The organism is Stutzerimonas sp. FeSN7 (assembly GCF_030263795.1).
GTDB classification, from domain to species: domain Bacteria; phylum Pseudomonadota; class Gammaproteobacteria; order Pseudomonadales; family Pseudomonadaceae; genus Stutzerimonas; species Stutzerimonas stutzeri.
Window position 1 is genome coordinate 2508233 of record NZ_JARPMN010000001.1, and the last position, 19851, is coordinate 2528083.

Sequence of the window (19851 nt, forward strand, 5' to 3'; positions counted from 1 at the left end):
TGTCAGCCCTCGCCTCACATCCAGCCGAGCGTGAGCGCCATTACCATCAGATAACGACCGGTCTTGGCCAGGCTGACGATCAGCAGGAAGCTCCACAGCGGCTCGCGCATCACCCCGGCCACCAGCGTCAGCGGATCGCCGATGATCGGCACCCAACTGAGCAGCAGGGTCCAGCGGCCGTAGCGGTGATAGCTGGCTTGCGCCCTCGCCAGCTGACGTTCGTTGACCGGGAACCAGCGCTTGTGACGAAAGTGCTCGACATAACGGCCCAGCAGCCAGTTCACCAGCGAGCCCAGCACGTTGCCCAGACTCGCCAGCGCCACCAGCTCCCATGCTGCATAGCGTTCGGTCAGCAGCAGCCCGGCCAGCACGGCTTCGGACTGCATGGGCAGCAGGGTCGCAGCGCCGAAGGCTGCCAGGAACAGGCCGAGATAGCCGGAAAGCTCGAACATCCACCGTCCCGTGAAGCAGTCTCTGAGTGGTGCGGCAGTATGCTCGAAACGCGTCTGCGCTTACATCTCGTGAATGCGGCTGACCTGGCGCGCCAGGCGCATCGTCTCGTGTTCCTCGAGATGCAGCAGGTCCTCGGCCAGGTTGCGCGCACCGTCGATCTCGGCCCGACGCGCCAGGGAACGGTAGAGGTCGATGACCTGGTTGTGGATGGTGAAGATATCCAGCGATATCTCCTCCACGCTCATGGTGTCGTAGGCCTTGCAGGCCTGGTTGCGCAGTACCGGATTGCGCGTCAGGTAATCATAGATCCAGGTGTGCAGTGCTTTCGGATCGGCGTGCTTCTCGATCTTGTCGACCGTTTCGGCCAGCGCTCGCTCGTGATCGGCGATGTAGACCAGCAGCCACTTGGCGCGGGTCTCGTCGTGCTTGTCGGAACAACGTGCCATGCAGCGGGCCAGCATGGCATGGGTGTCGCGTGTCCAGTCGATCAGGTCTTCGAATCGCTCGATCTTCATCGCCAAATCTCCCCTGTGTGGCGGCAAACAGCACGGCGCCGATCCGCCTGCTGTCGCTCGAGTCTGTCCACGGCTCAGGCTCTTTGGTTAAGAGACTAGCTCAGCCTGCCTGCGCGCGACCCGCCATGGCGCGCAACCTTGCTACAGATCATTGCTGAGCGGGTCGGCACGAGCGAGGCAGTGTGCCGAGCGCTCAGACCATCCAGAGGACTACGTCAGGTCGGCGCGACGCCCGGCCTCAGCCGAACACCGTCACGGTCTGTCTGCTCAGCGCGATCAGCTCGCCAGATGGCGACCACAGTGCCGCAGCGCAATGTCCGTAGCCGTCGCGGGCATGCTCGACCTCGGCGCGGTACATGCACCATTCATGGCTGTCGAGCACGGGCATCGGCTGGATGAACTCGATGGTCCAGGTCAGCGAACTGCCCGGCGCGAAGCTCTTGAGATGCGGCAGCACGGCGGGCGGCCAGGCGTCCACCAGCGCCAGCAGGTGCGCCTCGGTCATCGGTTCGCGCGGAACGTCGCCACGCTGACGAACCCAGCCGCCCATCTGGCGGGAGCTGTTGCCGCTGAACGGCAGGCCACCGACACCCCAGCGCATCGCCAGGTAGCGGGTGAACTCCGGCGTCACGCCCGGTACGTAGGGCAGCTCCTGGCAGGCTTCCACTGGCGGCATTGACGGACCGGGCTCGGCCGGCACATCGATCATCGAACTGCGCGGCGCGCCAAAACTGCCCTGAACGATGGTGACCACCTGGCCATCCTGCACCACCCGGCCCAGCATCTGGCTCACCGCCTTGCCTTCGCGCAGCACTTCGGCCTCGTACCTGGCTGGCTTGTCCACCGCCAGCGGACCAACGAAGGTGATCGCCAGCGAGCGCAGCGGGCGTCCTTCAGGCACCTTGGCGCGCATGTTCTCGAATACCAGCGCTGCGACCAGGCCGCCGAAACCCGCACGCCCCTGCCCCCAGCTGGCCGGCACGACCACGCTTTCGGGATTGTCACGTACCGCTTGCAGCAGCTCGCAAAGCTCCATATGCACCTCGTTATCGTTCGTTATGCCGGCGATGTTAAAGGTGCATGGGAGGCGGCGCGACCCTGTCTGGCAGAAGCGGCCGGATGAAATGCCGAATCATCCATGTTGGCAATGAATGTCAGGAATGCCGCCGCGGGGCAGCGATCCGCCAGGGCATGGCGCGTCGAACGTTGGTCAGGGCGCGCGACAGCTCCTCTCCCGGCCCGGGCAGCTGCGCGTAACGCTGCGCCTCGTACAGCCGGACGAATGCGCGGATTGCTGGCGCCTGATCGGGCATTTCGGTAGCGGCCCGCTCGGCGAAGCTACGTGCCCCCTCGCCTTTGTGGCGGCGGATACCCTGGCGTGCCAGCAGGCGCTCGAAGCGATCGAACTGGCGCTGCTGAACATCTTTTTCCCGCCGCCAGGGTTTGAACAGCACGAGCGCCAGTATTCCGGTCAGCAGCCCGAGCACGGCGACCAGGCCCAGACCGAGCGCCTGGCCGTCGAGCTTGCCAAACCAGCGCTGCAGCATCTGCGACTGCTGCTCATCCTGATAATTGAGAACCCAGCGCTGCCAGCCATAGTTGAGGCTGTCCCAGCGCAGCCGCAACGTGTTCATCCAGCCGACGTCGCGGAACCGCAGCAGCGACAGCGGCTCGTCGGCGAGAAAGCTCCGCTCCCGCGCCAAGGCTTGTTCCAGTCCCTGCTCGACGCGCTCGGGCGCGACCTGGAAAGTCGGGTCGACACTGACCCAGCCGCGCTCGGCGACCCAGTATTCGACCCAGGCATGGGCATCGAACTGATGCACCGAAAGGTAGTTGCCCGCAGGATTGACCTCGCCGCCCTGGTAGCCGGCCACCACGCGCGCCGGAATGCCCGCCGCGCGCAGCACGAAGGTCATGGCGCCGGCGTAGTGGGCACAGAAGCCGCTGCGGGTCTGGAACAGGAAGTCGTCGACGATATCGCTACCCACCGGCGGTGGTTCCAACGTGTAGTGATACGGCTCGCGGTTGAAATGCCGCAGCAGTGCATCCACCACTGCCTGTGGCTCCTGTGCGCTGCGCCGCAGCTCGGCAGCCCAGGTGCGGCTGCGCGGGTTGCCCTGCTCCGGCAACTGCAGCGCCCGGGCAAGGCTTTCCGGCGCACCGATGGCTTCGCGTCGTGCGTCCAGCCAGGATGTCACCCGGTACATCAGCGGCTTGGTCACCGGCTGGCGGCGCTGCAGATGGAAATCGGTCATCAGTTGAGCCCCGCCCGACGCAACCTGAGCAACGTCCAGGGCGAACAGCCAGGGCTGGCCGCTGGGCTGCATGACCACGCTGTAGCTGAGCGGCTCGCCCAGCGCCTGCCACTCCGGTGCCTGGGGCACGTTGGATGCGTAAGACTGCGACCAGCGCCGGCCATCGAAACGCTCGAAGGTCACCGCGCGCCAGTAGAGCTGGTCGCGAGGGGGAATCTCGCCGTCGAAGCTGACACGAAACGCCAGCTCCGCCGAGCGCCCCAGCCGCGCGATATCGCCAGGCGCCATGTGGTCGGCCAGACCGGTCGTACCCCTGTCGCCGGCCTGCGGCAGCGACCACAGCGGTGGCAGGCGGGGAAAGAACAGGAACAGCACCAGCATCAGTGGTACCGCCTGCAACAGCAGCGCGCCGGCCAGCCGCACGGTCGGCCACGGCCGCGTCACCAGGCTGCTCTGCTGCAGGCCGATCATCGCGGCGAGCAATGCGGTGACCGGAAGGAGGCTGTAGAGCCCGGCGAGCAGGCTGTCCTCGAACAGGTAGCTGGTCACCACCGCGAAGAAGCCGAGAAAGATCAGCACCAGCGCATCGCGGCGGGTACTCATCTCCACCAGCTTGAGGATGAATGCGGCAATCAGCAGCACCACACCGGCCTCGAGCCCGACCAGGCTGCCGCGGGAAAAGTACACCCCGAATCCCGCCCCGATCATCAGCAGCGCCTTGGTCCAGCTGCGCGGGTAACGAGCGCGCATGCGGAAGATCTGGATTCGCCAGCCCGCGCAGCCCAGCCACAGGCCGATGATCCACAGCGGCAGATGGGTGAGATGCGGCAGGATCACCAGCACCTGCGCCACCAGCAGCCAGATCAGGCTGTTGCGCGGAATACCCGGCTTCGCACTCATGCATCGCCCCCATCGGCCAGGCCGTGCAGCGCCAGCGCACGCAGGCAGGCATCTCGATGCGCCTGGCCGCTGTCCGGGCCGAACAAGCCGGCCGGCAGCCGCAGCGCGAACGGCTGCTGCTTTTCGCTGAGGTCGATGACCCAGTGGCAGAGCACCGACAGTCGTTGCTCGGTATCGCCGGTAAGCGCGTCGAAATCCAGCAGCGGATCGTTACCGAGCAGGCTGGCGAAATCCTTGACCAACAGGCCCTGGCCGCGCGAATAGGCCTTCCAGTGCAGGCGTCGACGCGGATCGCCCGGCTGCCAGGCCCGCAAGCCCTGATAGTCGTCGACGCCCGAGCCGCGGGTCAGCACGCCTTCATCCTCGGCCTCCGGCGCGCTGCCGCCCTGGGGACGCTCGGCTGCCGACGGCTGCGGATAGACCAGCGCGGCCAGCTCCAGGTCGATCCAGCTCCAGGCCACCAGCAGCCCCAGCGGGAAACGGCTCTCCACCCGCACTCGGCCCGGTCGCAACCAACCGCGGCGACGGGTCGGCAGGCTCAACTCGACTTCCACGGTGCCTCCGGCCGGAACGTCGACCAGGCGCAGCCCGCTCGCCGGCCAGCCCAGCGCAACGGCTTGATAGGCGCGTCCCTGGCTCTCCAGGCGGACGCGCAGCAAGGCCTGCTCACCGACGAACGCCGCGGTGGTGCCGCCGGCCTGCAGCACCAGCCCGGCCAGGTTACGCCAGGTGTGCAGGATGGTGACCAGATAGAGGGAGCCAAGCAGAAAGGTCAGCCCATAGGCCAGGCTGTTCTGATAGTTGATCGCGGTAAGCAGCATCAGCAGCAGCGCCACCATGAACATCAGCCCCACCGCCGTCGGCATGATGAAGATTCGCCGCTGGTTCAGCCGCACGCTGGAAGCCGGCGGAATGCGCCGCAGCAACCAGCGGTCACGAAAGCGCGGCAGCAACCTCACGCCGGACGCCCGCAGTAGGGGGCGGACAGCTGCCTCACAGCGCCGGCACCTCGCGCAGCAGCCATTGCACCAGCGCACCGCCCCCGTGACCGGTGGCATCCGCGCGCTCGCGCAGACGGTGGCCGACCACGGTGGGCAACACCGCCTGCACATCCTCCGGAATCACGTAGTCGCGTCCGTCGAGGAATGCCCAGGCGCGGGCAGCCGCCAGCAACGCCAGGCTGCCGCGCGGCGACAGCCCCCAGGCGAACTGCGGCTGAGTGCGCGTGGCCTCCACCAGACGCAGCACGTAATCGACAAGGGCATCGCTGACCCGCACATGGCCGACTGCATCCTGGATTGCCCGCAGTTCGTCGTGCTGCAGCAACGGTTCGAGTCGGGTCAGCAGATCGCGCCGCGACTCACCCAGCAGCAGCGATTTTTCCGCCGCCTTGGCGGGGTAGCCCAGGGAGACGCGCATAAGAAAGCGGTCCAGTTGCGACTCCGGCAACGCGAAGGTGCCGCCAGAGCTCACCGGGTTCTGCGTGGCGATGACGAAGAACGGCTCGGGCAAGGGGCGTGTCGCCCCTTCGATGGTGACCTGCCCCTCCTCCATGGCTTCGAGCAGCGCGCTCTGGCTTTTCGGCGTGGCGCGGTTGATCTCGTCGGCGAGCACCAGCTCGGCGAAGATCGGCCCGGGGTGGAAGACGAACTGCCCGCTGTCCTTGTCGAATACCGAGGTGCCGAGAATGTCGCCAGGCAGCAGGTCGGACGTGAACTGGATGCGCTGGAAGTCCAGGCCCAGCACCTTGGCCAGGGCATGACTCAGGGTGGTCTTGCCCATCCCGGGCATGTCTTCCACCAGCAGGTGACCGCGGGCCAGCAGGCAGGCCATGGCCAACCGGACCTGCGCCTCCTTGCCGAGCAATACTTCATTGACTGCTCGCAGGCAGGCGTCCAATCGGGTGCGCATCGAAATCTCCTTCGTTCGTCGTCCCGATGCTACTGGTCGGCCGCGGCCAGGCAAAGCAATGGAAACGCCCGGTGACGACTTTGTGATTTGCGCCCTGCTCTGGCAGCCGGCCGCTTGACCGCGCGCCAGGCGAGCGTGCGCGCTGAAGACGCTGGGGATGCTGGCGCGAAGCGCAGTGCTCACGCCCGATGACAGGAAGCTGACCGGACCAGCCAAACCGCTCGCCAACGGCTGCCCAGGCCGCACTCAATGCACGGCCGAGCAGCGGCGATTACCGGTTTAACGTCCGGCCCGGGATTCACGGAGGTAGAAACGTGCCTTCTGTGCCTTCTGCGTGCAACCGCGGAAGGCTTCGAACTGCTGCTGGGTCTTGGCGCCGGTCAGCAACGCCATGGCCTTGGAATAGCTCACGGTACCGGCAAAGCCCTCGGCTTCCGCCAGGCTCTGCTCCTTCCATGCCGCGTCCAACTCCGCAGCACAGCTGTCACGGTACGCGGTCTTGCCGGCACAGCCGGCCAGCAGCACAACCAGCAAAGGCAAAGTCAGCCAGGTTTTCATCGCATCATCCCTCATGTGCCATTCAGGGTTACGGCGCGCTACGCGCCTTACGGTTACGCAAATACTCGACGACAGACGGCTGGTCACCGGCGAACTCGATCCGCTCGGCCTTGCTCTCGCGTTGGTAGGCGTACATCGGGTCGTAATATTCGCCCAACAACGCTTCGATCCAGGCGCGATGCAGATCGACCGCACCGCTGCGCGCCTGCTCCGCCAGGGCCTGATCCATCAGCAGGGCCAGGCGCTGGTAACGCTCGCCGCCGAGCCGCTTGTTGATATTGACCAGACTTTGCTGAAGACGCTCAGCGAATGCAGCGAAACCGTTCTCACCCTGTTCGCTGATGAACTCGGCGCACAGGTCGATCACATAGTCCTTGAGGATGCGCTCGACCCGGCCTTGCAGACTGTCCTCCAGCCAGATCAACGGAAACTGCTGCATGCCCTGGAACAGCGGCAGCGGGATGGAGCAGCGCCCGACCAGGCGCGCCTCGTCCTCGATCACGAAGCTTTCGATCCCTGTCGCGCGCATCTTCAGCAGGCGGATCGCCAGCGCGTTCTCGAAATCGATCTGCGAGGGCTGCGGCGTGGCGCGCTTGCCGAAGCTGGAGCCGCGGTGGTTGGCCAACCCTTCGAGATCCAGGCTGTTGCCCAGCTGGGACAGCACCTCGGTCTTGCCGGTCCCGGTCATGCCGCCCACCAGTACGAACTCGCACTGCTCCACCGCCTGCTCGATGGTTTCGAGCAGAAAGTGACGCATCGCCTTGTAACCGCCGACCACGCGCGGATAGTCGATGCCCATCTCGTCCTTCAACCATTGCTGGACGATCTTCGAACGCAAACCACCACGGAAGCAGTACAGGTAACCGTCCGGGTGGGCGCGGACGAAATCGGCCCAGGCCTGCAGTCGCTCGGCCTTGGTCTTGCCGGAGACCAGCTGATGGCCCATCTCGATGGCGGCTTTCTGGCCGTGCTGCTTGTAGCAGGTGCCGACCTTCTGCCGCTCCACATCATTCATCAGCGGCAGATTGACCACGCCGGGAAAGGCCCCCTTGCCGAACTCCACCGGCGCACGGGCATCCATCATGGGAACGTCGTTGAGGAACAGCTCGCGATAATTCTCCGTGTCGCCGCGCATCAACGTACCTCGACCGCATGGCTACGCGCGGCGACCAGCTGGCCGATCGGCTCCAGCGCAAGGCCGAGCTCGGCACAGGCCGCGAGGAACTCCGCCTCGCCCTCCGGCGCCACGGCGACCAACAGCCCGCCACTGGTCTGCGGATCGCAAAGCAGAGGTTTGTGGCGCTCGTCGAGCGTGGCGATGCGCTCCCCGTAGCTGTCGAAATTGCGCTGGGTGCCACCCGGTACGCAGCCCTGCTCCAGGTAGTATTCGATGCCAGGCAGGCGCGGTACGCGGGCGTATTCGATCTCCGCGGTCAGGCCGCTGCCATCGGCCATCTCCACCAGATGGCCGAGCAGGCCGAAGCCGGTCACGTCAGTCATGGCACGAACGCCTTCAAGCTTGCCGAAGCGGCTGCCGGCGGTGTTCAGCGTGCACATCCAGTCGCGGGCCAAGCCGACGTCCTCGACGCGCAGCTTGGCCTTCTTCTCGGCGGTGGTGAGGATACCGATGCCCAGCGGCTTGGTCAGGTACAGCTTGCAGCCGGCGGTAGCGGTGTCGTTACGCTTCATCTGGCGCTTGTTCACCAGGCCGGTGACGGCCAGCCCGAAGATCGGCTCGGGCGCATCGATCGAGTGCCCGCCGGCCAGCGGAATGCCGGCGGCATCGCAGACGGCACGGCCCCCGGCGATCACTTCGCGGGCGACTTCCGGCGGCAGCACGTTGACCGGCCAACCGAGGATCGCGATGGCCATCAGCGGGTCGCCGCCCATGGCATAGATGTCGCTGATGGCATTGGTGGCGGCGATGCGGCCGAAGTCGAAGGGATCATCGACGATGGGCATGAAGAAGTCGGTGGTCGATACCACACCGCGCTCCTCGTCGATGCCATAGACCGCCGCGTCATCGCGCGAGGCGTTGCCGACCCACAGACGCGGGTCGAGATTCTGCGCACCGCTGCCGGCAAGAATCACGTCCAGCACCTTGGGCGATATCTTGCAGCCGCAGCCGGCGCCGTGACTGTACTGGGTGAGGCGGATCGGTTCGCTCATCGGACTCTCTCGTGACACGTGCACAAACGGGCGGCGATTGTAGCAAAGGCGGCCACGCATTCGCCCTTGCAGGCTCGCCGGCCAGGCATGAAGCTATCGCCGATGCCACAGGGAGAACCGCATGAGCAAGAGAGTTGCACTGGTATTGGGATCCGGCGGTGCGCGGGGCTATGCGCACATCGGCGTGATCGAGGAGCTGGAAGCGCGTGGCTACGAGATCGCCTGCATCGCCGGCTGCTCCATGGGCGCCGTGGTTGGCGGCATCTACGCGGCGGGCAAGCTCGACGAATATCGCGCCTGGATCGAGAGCCTGGACTACCTGGATCTGCTGCGCCTGGTCGATCCCAGCTTCAGCCTGGGGGCGATCCGCGGCGAAAAGGTGTTCGGTCGGATCCGCGACATGGTCGGCAAGATCTGCATCGAGGACCTGCCGATCCCCTTCACCGCCGTTGCCACCGACCTCACCAACCAGCAGGAAATCTGGTTCCAGGAAGGCAGCCTGGAGCTGGCGATGCGCGCCTCCGCCGCCATTCCCAGCCTGTTCACCCCGGTGATGCAGGGTAACCGCATGCTGGTCGACGGCGGCCTGCTCAATCCTCTGCCCATCGTCCCGGTGGTGTCGGCGCACTGCGACATGATCATCGCGGTCAACCTCAACGCCAACAACCACAAGCAGTATCCGCTGCCGGAGATCGAGCGCCCCGGACGCTTCGACACGATCATGAGTTCGATCAGTTCGCACCTGCCCTTCTGGCGCAAGGAGGAGACCGCGCTGGCCGAACTCGACGACATCCGCGCCGGCGAGTTGCTGCGCGGTGATCAGCCACCGGCGGCGCCAACCAGCCGCAGTGCACCGAAATCCGCTGAAGGTGCAACAGTGGTCGACGTGACCGGGCCGGCCTCGCTGCTGGAGCTGATCAACCAGAGTTTCGACGTCATGCAGTCATCGCTGGCGCAGTACAAGATCGCCGGCTACCCGCCCAACGTGCTGGTCAACATCCCCAAGCGCGCCTGTCGCTTCTACGAGTTCTACAAGGCGCCCGAGCTGATCGCCCTCGGGCGCATCGTCGCTCATGACGCGCTGGTGCGTTACGAAGAGGAGCAGTGAGCGCAGCCTGACGCTACGGGCCGACCGACTCGCGCGACTCGCCTGGAAGCTGTGTCGACTCATGGGTCGGCATCTGCGGCACCTCCTTGATCAGCCAGTCGCCGAGCAGACTGTAGGCGACCGCGAGTAGCGTCGGACCGAGGAACAGTCCCATGAAGCCGAAGGCCAGGATGCCGCCGAATACCCCGAGCAGCACCACCACCAGCGGCAGGTTGCCGCCCCGGCTGATGAGATAGGGCTTGAGCACGTTGTCCACGCCGCTGATGACGAACATGCCCCAGATGCCGAGGAACACCGCCATGCCGTAGTCGCCCTGCCAGGCCAGCCAGGCGACTGCCGGCCCCCAGATCAGCGGGGGTACCATGATGAAACTGCAGGCGAAGGTCAGTAGACCCAGCACCAGCGCGCCCGGAATACCGGCGATGAGGAAACCGATGTAGGCCAGAATCGCCTGTGCCGCGGCGGTCCCGATCACCCCGTTGACCACTCGCTGCACCGTTCCGGCCACGAGTTCGAGGTAATGATCGGCACGATCACCGATCAGCCGGTGCAGCAGACTGTGCACGAAGGCCGACAGCCGTGGCCCGTCACGATAGAAGAAGAACACCAGCACCAGGCTCAGTGCCAATTCGAGCATGCCGCCGCCGATCCGCGCACTGCGCACCAGCAGCCAGTTGGCGACCTGGCCGATATAAGGTCTGATGCTGGCGATCAGTGCAGTGCCCTGCTCGTCCACCGTGTTCCAGAAGTTCACCAGCGAATCACCGATCAACGGCAGCTCACCGAGCCATTCCGGCGCAGGCGGCAACCCTTCGACCTGCAGGTCGTGCAGCAGCGCGTTGGCGTCGCGAATCTGATCGGCGATGTTGAACCCCAGCCATACCAGTGGCACGGCCACCAGCACCATCCAGCTGAAGGTGAGCAGCCCCGCCGCGAGCGTGGCGTTGCCGTTCAGCCAGCGGGTCAGCAGGCGCATCACCGGCCAGCTGGCGAATGCCAGCACGGCGGCCCAGAACAAGGCCGACGCAAAAGGCGCCAACACCCAGAGACAGGCTGCCAGCAAGCCGAGCAGCAGGATCTGCGCAAGCAGGCGATCATTGTTGAGCATGGGAAATTACTCTACGCAAAGATACCGACGCACCCTATGCATTGGGTGCGTCGACAGAGTCGGCTATTGCAGCCGCAATGCCGTGTCAGCGCAATAGGCGGATCAGCAGTCCCGACTCCTGCGACTCGTCGACTTCCAGTCGCCCGCCGCGGATGCGCTCGGCGATCAGCGCCTCTCGCCACGCTGCGGCGCCCTGCCCCGCGAGACTGATGCGCGTCGTGCTGTCCAGCCGAAGGACATTGGCCAACAGCTCGCCCCACTCGGCAGTCGGCTGATCAGCCAGGCGTGGCAGGCGCAGCTCGCCGGTGCTGCGCAGCTGACGCAGCAGGGTCGCCGCGGTGGGCAGCACCTGGGCCAGCGGCTCGTCGGGTTGCAGCTGCTCGACATGCAGGTAGGGCCGACCATTGCCGCGGGTCACGCCGTATAGCGCGATCAGGTCGTCCTGTCCCTCGGTTTCCCCTTCTGGCAGGCGAGCCAGTAGATAGGCCTGCTGCGCTTCCGGCCCGTAGAGCATGGATTTGCCGAAGATGGCGTTGGCCCACAGGCTGCTGGAGCCGCATTCGCGCCCTTCGCACCAGAACAACAGTTCGGCACCCTGCTCCAGCAGGTCGCCGCGGGCCTGGGTGAAGGCCTCGATGCCAGTGTGCGAAGCCGGCAGCTGGTAAGTCACGGCGGTCAGTCGACCAGAGGCGACCACCTGAGCGGCCATGCGCAGGTTGCCACTGATGCGACGTATGGAGTCTTGCGGGTAGATGCGTTCCTGAACGGTGGACTGCCGGTAGTCGATGATCTGCGCTTGGGCGAAGCGCGGCACACGCTCGAGATCAGCACTGCCGGCCACATCGGCCGCGATTGCAGCAGCGGACAGAAACAAAGCCGGTGCGGCCATCCATGCACGTCGCATAAAACTCCTCAACGGATCACCTTCGACTGTTCGCCTGAACTCGGCGGCTGCGGCAAGCCCAGGTCAAGCGCAAGGGCTTGGCCAGCGAGCGTTGCGACGGTGGAGCATTCGATCATTGCGCTGACTCGGCTGGGAACGTTGCCGTCCAGCCTCGCCAGTTGGCAAAAGCAAGTCAAGCAAGGCTTTGCGAGAGAGTATTGCAAACGCTTGGATGCTCTCAGCCGTGGAAGAAGGCGTTGAACACTGCAGCAACCGCTTCGGCGCCCGGCTCGTCATCCAGATGCAGATGATGGCCACCGGGCAGGCGCTGCACCGCGAAGGGCAGCCCGTCGACCAGTTCTCGCAGCTCCGGCTGGATCATCAGCCCCTGCTCGGCCAGCACCAGACTGCTGGGGCAGGCGACCTGGCGGACGAATGCCAGCGCGTGGGCACGCGTCAGCCGCATGGCTGAAGGCAGCATCAGACGCGCGTCGGTTCGCCAGGTATAACCGCCGGGCACCGGCATCAGTCCGCGCTGCGCCAAACGCTCGGCCGCCTCGCGACTGACCGCGCCGACACCTTTCATGCGCGCCTGCACGGCTTTGTCGAACGTGGAATAGACGGGCTTGCGCTTGTCGTCCACGGCCAGCAATGCCTCGAGCGCGGCACCGAGTTTCTGCGGCGCGCTGTCCGCCTCGCCGGTATAGGGGATGGCGCCGTCGATCAATGCCAGGCGCTCGATGCGCGCTGGCAAGGCACCGGCGAGCAGCACCGAGACGATCGCGCCCATGGAGTGCCCGAGCAGGGAAAAGCGCTGCCAGCCGAACTGCTCGGCGACCTGCAGCACATCGTGGGCATAGTCCCAGATGTTGTACCCCGCGCCGGCCGGGCGGTGGTCCGAATGGCCATGCCCCGGCAGGTCGAGCGCGACGATGCGTAGCCCTTGCAGGCGCGGGGCCAGCCGACTGAAGGTGGCGGCGTTGTCCAGCCAGCCGTGCAGCGCGATGACCGGCTTGCCGTCTTCAGGTCCGTACAGGTGCGCCGCCACCTCCAGATGAGGCAGGCTCAGCCGGACCTCTTCGAACAACATACTCATGCCGCCCCCCGGGACAACGCGCGACCTGCATCCCAGCGCCCCAGCAGCTCGCGCAGCTTCTCGGCCGTCTGCTGCGGTCGCTCGAACGGAAACATGTGGCCACCGGACAGCGTATGCGCTTCGCCACGAGCCATCAGCCGCAGCAGGTAGGCATGATGTGGCAGTACCACACGGCTCTCGCGGCCGCGCACCATGGCCAACGGAATCTTCAGCGCGGGCGGCCAGCCGGGCGTAAGGTGCGGCACGCTGCGGTAGATGCTGATCTCGGTCTGCGGATCGAAGCGCAGGCGCAGCCCCTGCCCCGCCGGCTCCAGCCCGTGTTCGATGTAGGCCTCCAGGCATTCGGGATCGAAGCTGCTGAACAGCGCCTTGCCGGCGAAATAGGCGCGCGCTTCCTCGGCGCTGGAGAACTGTTCCCGGCGTCCGAGCGTGCGGCCGGCCGGGGTCAGCCGGTCGATGAAGCCCAGCCGCTTGGCAGCCCAGATGACGGTCTGGTCGAACCAGGTCGGCAACGGTGAATCGAGCATGACCACGCCGTGGTAAAGCTCGGGCCGCAGCAGCGCGGCGCGGTAGTGCAGCATGCCGCCGAACGAATGCCCGACACCCCACACCGGTTCGCGCAGGCCTTCGAGCTGCTCGAACAGCTCGTCGAGCAGGTTGTTCCAGTTATCGTCCACCGGGAAACGCGGATCATGTCCGTGCCGATCCATGTGCGCGACCCGGTATTCGGGCGCAAGGGCCTCGAACAGCTTGCGATAGGTCGCCGAGGGGAAGCCGTTGGCATGAGCGAAAAAGATAGGTTGCGACATGAACTGAAGGTGCCGGACAGACTGAGCCCTCATTGTCTGGCAGCCCTCGGCAGGCGGCAATCGCCATAGCCCTGCCGAATGAAGGGCATTCAGGCCAATCAGCAGGCCGCATTGTCCGGCCCGCCGGCGATCAGCTCGGTAAGCCGCCCTTGTCCAGCGGCACGATAGCAACGGTCAGCCGGGAAATGCAGCTCGGCTTGCCGTCCTCGCCGCTCAGGCGAATGTCCCATACATGGGTCGAACGCCCCAGATGCACCGGCCGGCATACCCCGGTCACCCGTCCACTGCGCAGGCCACGCAGGTGATTTGCATTGACCTCGAGCCCCACGCAATAGAACTTGCTGGTGTCGATGCAGTGATAGCTGGCCATGGAACCCAGGGTCTCGGCCAGCACCACGGAGGCGCCGCCATGCAGCAGGCCATACGGCTGATGGGTGCGAGCATCGACCGGCATACTTGCGGTGATGGACGAGTCATCGAAGGACTCGAAGCGGATATCCAGCAGATCGGTGATGGTGTTCTTGCGAGTGCTGTGAAGCTCTTCCAGGTCGGGCTGACGGTGCCAGATGCTCAAGGCGCATACTCCTGAGGGCTATTGTTGTTCTGGGATGCCGCTGTGACCACGCATGACCAAGCGGACCCGACCAACCCTAACCAACATGGTGCAAGGACGCCAGCTGCATCAGCCCGCCCGCGATGGCTTCCCCTTCTAGTTCGGCGAGCGACGCCGTCGCCATCGGCAGCGGCTCGGAATGACTGCCATTGACCAGCCAACCGGCCAGGTTGCCGACGAAGGGCTGGTGCGTGACCAGGAGCAGATCGCTCTCGCCGCGCAGATCGAGCGCTCGCAAGGCCTCTTCGAGATCCGACTCGGGCGTGGCCCAGTCCACGGTTTCCCGCCGGCCGCTGAAACCCAGTGCCTTGCAGACCTCATCAGCGGTCTGCTGTGCACGCTGGTAGGGGCTGACCAGCACTACCTGCAGCGGCTTGCCGCGTAGAAAAGTGGCGCTGCGGCGCACGTCACGCCGGCCTCCCTCGGTCAGGTTGCGCTCGGCATCCGTACGTGCGCGTGGTTCGGCCTCGCCATGACGCAGCAACCAGAGCCTCATGCCGTAGGGCCTTGTTGAGAGTCATTCGATTCACTGGGCGCAGCCGGCGGCACCGGCGTGACCAGTTCCACATCCGCTGGGCGTGGTGTGGGCCAATCCGACAACGGCCAGGGCTTGCGCTCGGTATTGAAGGTGGCGAAACGACCGATCTGCGCAATGTACTGGCTCAGGCTGTCGCCGAAGCCCTGCAGGCCGGAGTCGGCGTTCCCCTTGACCAGGCGCATCACCAGCTGCAACACCACGACTACCAGCAGCGCCAGCTCGGCCAGTTGCCAGACGAAGAAGAAGATCAGCATCCAGACGGCCCGCAGAATCAGCGATTCGCGCTCCGTAGCCTGATTCGATTGGTTCATGGACATAGCCTCGGCTCAGAATCCGTCGGTTGAAATGAAATCCACATCGGTCTTGGGTTCGCCACGCATCAGCACGCCAATGATCTGATCGAGCGTACGCCCCTCGAACAGGATGGCATGCAGGCCGGCGACCAGTGGCATATAGACCTGCAGCTCCTCGGCCTTGCACTTGAGCACCTTGATGGTGTTCACGCCTTCGGCAACCTCGCCCAGCCGCGAAACCGCCTCGTCGAGACTGAGTCCCTCGCCAAGCGCATAGCCGACCTGGAAGTTGCGACTCTTCGACGAGGTGCAGGTGACGATCAGATCGCCGACCCCGGCGAGGCCGAGAAAGGTCATGGGGTTGGCGCCGAGTTTTACGGCGAATCGCGTCATCTCCGCCAGCGCCCGGGTGATCAGCATGCTGCGCGTGTTCTCGCCCATGCCCAGCGCCGCCGCCATGCCCGCCATGATCGCGTAGACATTCTTCAGCGCCCCGCCCAGCTCGACACCGAAACGGTCGGAGCTGGCATACACACGAAAGGTACGCCCATGCAGCACCTTCTGCACATGGCGGCACAAGGCCTCGTCCTGGCTGGCGACCACCGTCGCGGTCAGCGCGTGCTCGGCGACTTCGCGCGCCAGGTTCGGCCCGGAGAGCACACCGATGCGCGCCTGGGGCGCGATCTGCTCGAGGATCTGACTCATCAGCATGAAACTCTCGGCCTCGATGCCCTTGGTGGTGCTGACCAGCATCTTGCCCCCCAACTGCGTCGCGAACGGCTGCAGCGCCTGGCGCAGCGCGCTGGACGGCAGGGCGACGAAGACCAGCTCGCATGCATCGAGAGTGGAAGACAGATCGGTGGTCGGCTCCACCAGCGGAAGGATCTCGACACCTTTGAGGTAGCGCGGGTTCTGCCTCAGGGTACGGATGCTTTCGGCCTGTTCGGCATCGCGCATCCAGAGCAGGACGTGGTGACCGTTTTCGGCCAGCAGATTGGCAATCGCGGTACCGAAACTGCCGCCGCCGAGTACCGCAATGGGTTGCTGTCGTGTCATGAGGGTTCCGTCGTGGGCCATCCGAAATGGCAGTGCGAGGCATTATACGTTTCGCGTTCGCAGCGAACAGCGCAACAGCAAGTCCCTGTGAAATCATCCGGTTACAGTTGCATCCGACGCCAGCGGACACGCTTGGAAACCGATTCACCCGGGCCATGCAACCGCCACTGCAACGATTGTCTATAGAGGACAAGCTGTCGCAAGGTCCTCGTTAGCCTTTCAGGAGTGTTAAAGTAGCCGCCCGATTCTGTCTTTGCGTCCTTCAGCCGCAGGTACGGGTGAATGGCGTCGCTGTTGTCAGGCTGTGACTTTAGCCACAACGCGACAGTCTATGACTAGTCTTGATGATCAGGCCTCGAACTCGGGCCCGGTATGTAAGCAGCAAAGCCCTTCGCGGGGCCCATTGAGGAATACGCATGACCAAACAACACGCCTTTACTCGGGAAGACCTGCTTCGTTGCAGCCGCGGCGAACTCTTCGGTCCCGGTAATGCGCAACTGCCTGCGCCGAACATGCTGATGGTCGACCGTATCGTTCACATCAGCGAAGTGGGCGGCAAGTATGGCAAGGGCGAGCTGGTCGCCGAGCTGGATATCAACCCTGATCTCTGGTTCTTCGCCTGCCACTTCGAAGGCGATCCGGTCATGCCCGGCTGCCTGGGTCTCGACGCCATGTGGCAGCTGGTCGGCTTCTACCTCGGCTGGCAAGGCAATCCTGGCCGCGGCCGCGCCCTCGGCTCGGGCGAAGTGAAGTTCTTCGGTCAGGTGCTACCGACCGCCAAGAAGGTCACCTACAACATCCACATCAAGCGCACCATCAACCGCTCGCTGATTCTCGGTATCGCCGACGGCACCGTTAGCGTTGATGGCCGCGAGATCTACAGTGCCGAAAGCTTGCGCGTCGGCCTGTTCACCTCTACCGACAGCTTTTGAAGGACATCCGCATGCGTCGCGTCGTGATCACTGGCCTGGGTATCGTTTCCTGCCTGGGCAATGACAAAGAGACCGTCTCCGGCAACCTGCGCGCCGGCCGCCCCGGCATTCGCTTCAACCAGTCCTACGCGGACATGGGGCTGCGCAGTCAGGTTTCCGGCTCCGTCAACCTGAACCTCGAAGAGCTGATCGACCGCAAGGTCCTGCGCTTCATGGGGGACGCTGCCGCCTACGCCTACCTGGCGATGGAGCAGGCCGTGAAGGACGCCGGCTTCAGCCTGGATGATATTTCCAACCCGCGCATCGGTCTGGTGGCCGGCTCGGGTGGCGCCTCCACCATCAATCAGATGGAAGCCATCGACATCCTGCGCGACAAGGGCGTCAAGCGCATCGGCCCATACCGCGTTCCGCGCACCATGAGCAGCACCGTCTCGGCCTGCCTCGCGACCCCGTTCCGCATCAAGGGCATCAACTACTCCATCGCCTCGGCTTGCGCCACCAGCGCACATTGCATCGGCCATGCGATGGAGCAGATCCAGATGGGCAAGCAGGACGTCGTCTTCGCCGGTGGCGGTGAAGAGGAACACTGGAGCCAGAGCTGCCTGTTCGACGCCATGGGCGCCTTGTCCAGCCAGTACAACGAAACTCCGGAAAAGGCCTCCCGCGCCTACGATGCCAAGCGTGACGGTTTCGTCATCGCCGGCGGTGGCGGCATGGTCGTGGTCGAAGAGCTGGAGCACGCCCTCAAGCGCGGCGCCAAGATCTACGCGGAAATCGTCGGTTATGGCGCTACATCCGATGGCTACGACATGGTCGCCCCGAGCGGCGAAGGCGCCCTGCGCTGCATGCAGCAGGCGATGTCCACCGTCGAAGGCTCGATCGACTACCTGAACACCCATGGCACGTCCACCCCGGTGGGCGATGTGGCCGAGATCAAGGCCGTGCGCAACATGTTCGGCGACAAGATCCCGACCATCAGCTCGACCAAGAGCCTTTCCGGCCATTCGCTGGGCGCTGCCGGTGTCCACGAGGCGATCTACTCGATGCTGATGATGGAAGGAAACTTCATCGCAGCCTCGGCCAACATCGACGAGCTGGACCCGGAAGTCGCGGACATGCCGATCCTGCGGGAAACCCGCGAGAACGCTCAGATCGACACGATCATGAGCAACAGCTTCGGCTTCGGCGGCACCAACGCCACGCTGGTACTGCGCCGCTACAAGGCCTGATCCAGCAAGCGACACACGAGAACGGCGCCCTAGGGCGCCGTTCTTGTTTCCGTTATCGGTTGATTCAAACGCGCCGCTCGGCACCCTCGTCGATATCGCCATGGGCAATACAGGACGCTGCGGTGAAGAGCACGTCAGTTGAGGAATTCAGCGCCGTCTCGGCCGAGTCCTGCACCACGCCGATGATGAAGCCGACCGCCACCACCTGCATCGCCAGGTCGTTGGAGATGCCAAACAGACTGCAGGCCAGCGGAATCAGCAGTAACGAGCCACCGGCCACACCCGAGGCACCGCAAGCGCAGACCGCCGCCAACAGGCTCAGCAGCACCGCCGTGGCGATATCCACCTGAATGCCGAGGGTATTGACCGCAGCCAGGGTCAGCACCGTGATGGTGATCGCCGCACCGCCCATGTTGATGGTCGCGCCCAGCGGGATGGAAACCGAGTAGGTGTCCTTGTGCAGCCCGAGACGCTGACACAGCTGCATGTTCACCGGAATGTTGGCGGCCGAACTGCGGGTGAAGAAGGCCGTTATGCCGCTCTCGCGCAAGCAGGTGAACACCAGCGGATAGGGATTGCGGCGAATCTGCCAGAACACGATCAGCGGGTTCATCACCAGCGCCATGAACAGCATGGCGCCCACCAGTACCAGCAGCAGCCGCGCATAGCCGAGCAGTACATCGAAACCGGAATCGGCCAGGGTGCCGGCCACCAGACCGAACACGCCGAGCGGCGCGAAGCGGATCACCACCTTGACGATCAGCGTGACGCCATCGGACAGGTCGCCGATCAGCCGGCGTGTGCTGTCCTGTGCATGGCGGAAGGCGAAGCCGAGACCGATTGCCCATGCCAGGATGCCGATGAAGTTGCCATTGAGCAGCGCACGCACCGGGTTGTCGACGATATTGAACAGCAGCGTATTGAGGACCGCTCCTACCCCGGACGGCGGTATCACGTCAGTTGCTTCGCTTACCAGCGTCAGCGAGGTCGGAAACAGGAAGCTCGCCAGCACCGCAACCGCCGCCGCACTCAGCGTACCCAGCGCGTAAAGCACGATGATGGGCCGTATGTGGGTGGGCTGACCGCGCTTGTGGTTGGCCAGTGACGAAGTCACCAACACGAATACCAGAACCGGCGCTACGGCCTTGAGCGCCTGAACGAACAGGTCGCCCAGCAGCGCGGCCGATTTGGCGGCAGCCGGCAGGAAGAGCGCCAGTAACGCTCCGACGACCAGTCCGATGACGATCTGGAGTACCAGACTGGTGCGACTGATGAAGCGGACGATTCGAGGCATATCGGACATAGGCGCATCTCGCAGCTGGGAAAGAACGGCCCCGAACGGACCGTTCCTGCCATGGAAAAACGCGGGATGGTACGCCGCTGGACCGCCCATGCCCAGCATTGAGCTGTCACGGGTGGGCGACG

At 64.8% G+C, this 19851-nt stretch carries 21 protein-coding genes; 3 read left to right on the forward strand and 18 right to left on the reverse strand.

Annotation, left to right across the window (positions count from 1 at the left end; all coding sequences use genetic code 11):
* Positions 1-14 precede the first annotated feature (14 nt).
* The 9 genes from P5703_RS11750 to selD form a co-directional block, all read right to left on the reverse strand.
* Positions 15-452 carry a YqaA family protein gene (locus P5703_RS11750; protein ID WP_011913057.1) on the reverse strand — a complete coding sequence of 146 codons (438 nt, stop codon included), beginning with the start codon at positions 450-452 and terminating at the stop codon, positions 15-17.
* A gap of 60 nt (positions 453-512) precedes the next feature.
* Complete coding sequence (locus P5703_RS11755) at positions 513-968, reverse strand: hypothetical protein (RefSeq protein WP_013982622.1); 456 nt, start codon at positions 966-968, stop codon at positions 513-515.
* A 238-nt stretch (positions 969-1206) separates the two neighbouring features.
* A complete protein-coding gene (locus P5703_RS11760) occupies positions 1207-2004 on the reverse strand; it encodes an acyl-CoA thioesterase (RefSeq protein WP_285587017.1) in 798 nt (265 codons plus the stop codon).
* 118 nt (positions 2005-2122) lie between these two features.
* The gene (locus tag P5703_RS11765) at positions 2123-4123 is read right to left on the reverse strand and encodes a transglutaminase TgpA family protein (protein ID WP_013982620.1); all 2001 of its coding nucleotides are present in this window, start codon (positions 4121-4123) and stop codon (positions 2123-2125) included.
* Positions 4120-5082, reverse strand: coding sequence for a DUF58 domain-containing protein (locus tag P5703_RS11770; RefSeq protein ID WP_125882180.1), 963 nt, complete (start codon positions 5080-5082; stop codon positions 4120-4122). The genes P5703_RS11765 and P5703_RS11770 overlap by 4 nt, the downstream gene beginning before the upstream one ends.
* Positions 5083-5116: 34 nt before the next feature.
* On the reverse strand, positions 5117-6034 hold the full coding sequence (locus tag P5703_RS11775; RefSeq protein WP_011913051.1) for an AAA family ATPase: 918 nt from the start codon (positions 6032-6034) through the stop codon (positions 5117-5119).
* A 279-nt stretch (positions 6035-6313) separates the two neighbouring features.
* The gene (locus tag P5703_RS11780; protein WP_011913049.1) at positions 6314-6592 is read right to left on the reverse strand and encodes a hypothetical protein; all 279 of its coding nucleotides are present in this window, start codon (positions 6590-6592) and stop codon (positions 6314-6316) included.
* 28 nt (positions 6593-6620) lie between these two features.
* Complete coding sequence (gene mnmH / locus P5703_RS11785) at positions 6621-7727, reverse strand: tRNA 2-selenouridine(34) synthase MnmH (protein WP_049339653.1); 1107 nt, start codon at positions 7725-7727, stop codon at positions 6621-6623.
* A complete protein-coding gene (gene selD, locus P5703_RS11790) occupies positions 7727-8761 on the reverse strand; it encodes a selenide, water dikinase SelD (RefSeq protein ID WP_013982616.1) in 1035 nt (344 codons plus the stop codon). The genes mnmH and selD overlap by 1 nt, the downstream gene beginning before the upstream one ends.
* A 121-nt stretch (positions 8762-8882) precedes the next feature.
* Here selD and P5703_RS11795 point away from each other — a divergent pair, with 121 nt between their 5' ends.
* Positions 8883-9869, forward strand: coding sequence for a patatin-like phospholipase family protein (locus P5703_RS11795; protein WP_011913046.1), 987 nt, complete (start codon positions 8883-8885; stop codon positions 9867-9869).
* A 13-nt stretch (positions 9870-9882) separates the two neighbouring features.
* Here the strand turns inward: P5703_RS11795 and P5703_RS11800 are convergent, their stop codons facing one another.
* From P5703_RS11800 to P5703_RS11835, 8 genes are all read right to left on the reverse strand, one after another.
* Positions 9883-10977 carry an AI-2E family transporter gene (locus P5703_RS11800; RefSeq protein WP_011913045.1) on the reverse strand — a complete coding sequence of 365 codons (1095 nt, stop codon included), beginning with the start codon at positions 10975-10977 and terminating at the stop codon, positions 9883-9885.
* A gap of 85 nt (positions 10978-11062) precedes the next feature.
* On the reverse strand, positions 11063-11881 hold the full coding sequence (locus P5703_RS11805) for a DUF4892 domain-containing protein (protein ID WP_011913044.1): 819 nt from the start codon (positions 11879-11881) through the stop codon (positions 11063-11065).
* A 217-nt stretch (positions 11882-12098) separates the two neighbouring features.
* On the reverse strand, positions 12099-12956 hold the full coding sequence (locus P5703_RS11810; protein ID WP_019407604.1) for an alpha/beta hydrolase: 858 nt from the start codon (positions 12954-12956) through the stop codon (positions 12099-12101).
* Entirely contained in the window at positions 12953-13765 is an 813-nt protein-coding gene (locus P5703_RS11815; protein WP_017245276.1) for an alpha/beta fold hydrolase, read from the reverse strand. Before P5703_RS11815 ends, P5703_RS11810 begins: the two co-directional genes overlap by 4 nt.
* A 130-nt stretch (positions 13766-13895) precedes the next feature.
* Entirely contained in the window at positions 13896-14339 is a 444-nt protein-coding gene (locus tag P5703_RS11820) for a hotdog fold thioesterase (RefSeq protein ID WP_017245275.1), read from the reverse strand.
* 76 nt (positions 14340-14415) lie between these two features.
* Positions 14416-14874, reverse strand: a complete 459-nt coding sequence (sixA, locus tag P5703_RS11825) for a phosphohistidine phosphatase SixA (protein ID WP_013982612.1) — start codon at positions 14872-14874, stop codon at positions 14416-14418.
* Positions 14871-15227, reverse strand: coding sequence for a DUF4389 domain-containing protein (locus tag P5703_RS11830; RefSeq protein WP_185755104.1), 357 nt, complete (start codon positions 15225-15227; stop codon positions 14871-14873). Before P5703_RS11830 ends, sixA begins: the two co-directional genes overlap by 4 nt.
* A 15-nt stretch (positions 15228-15242) precedes the next feature.
* Positions 15243-16265 carry an NAD(P)H-dependent glycerol-3-phosphate dehydrogenase gene (locus tag P5703_RS11835; protein WP_013982610.1) on the reverse strand — a complete coding sequence of 341 codons (1023 nt, stop codon included), beginning with the start codon at positions 16263-16265 and terminating at the stop codon, positions 15243-15245.
* A gap of 416 nt (positions 16266-16681) precedes the next feature.
* Here P5703_RS11835 and fabA point away from each other — a divergent pair, with 416 nt between their 5' ends.
* On the forward strand, positions 16682-17197 hold the full coding sequence (gene fabA, locus P5703_RS11840; protein ID WP_011913037.1) for a 3-hydroxyacyl-[acyl-carrier-protein] dehydratase FabA: 516 nt from the start codon (positions 16682-16684) through the stop codon (positions 17195-17197).
* Positions 17198-17208: 11 nt separating this feature from the next.
* Complete coding sequence (fabB, locus tag P5703_RS11845; RefSeq protein ID WP_013982608.1) at positions 17209-18426, forward strand: beta-ketoacyl-ACP synthase I; 1218 nt, start codon at positions 17209-17211, stop codon at positions 18424-18426.
* A gap of 64 nt (positions 18427-18490) precedes the next feature.
* Here fabB and sstT read toward each other — a convergent pair whose 3' ends face one another.
* Positions 18491-19729 carry a serine/threonine transporter SstT gene (gene sstT, locus P5703_RS11850; RefSeq protein WP_045632225.1) on the reverse strand — a complete coding sequence of 413 codons (1239 nt, stop codon included), beginning with the start codon at positions 19727-19729 and terminating at the stop codon, positions 18491-18493.
* Between the last annotated feature and the right edge of the window lie 122 nt (positions 19730-19851).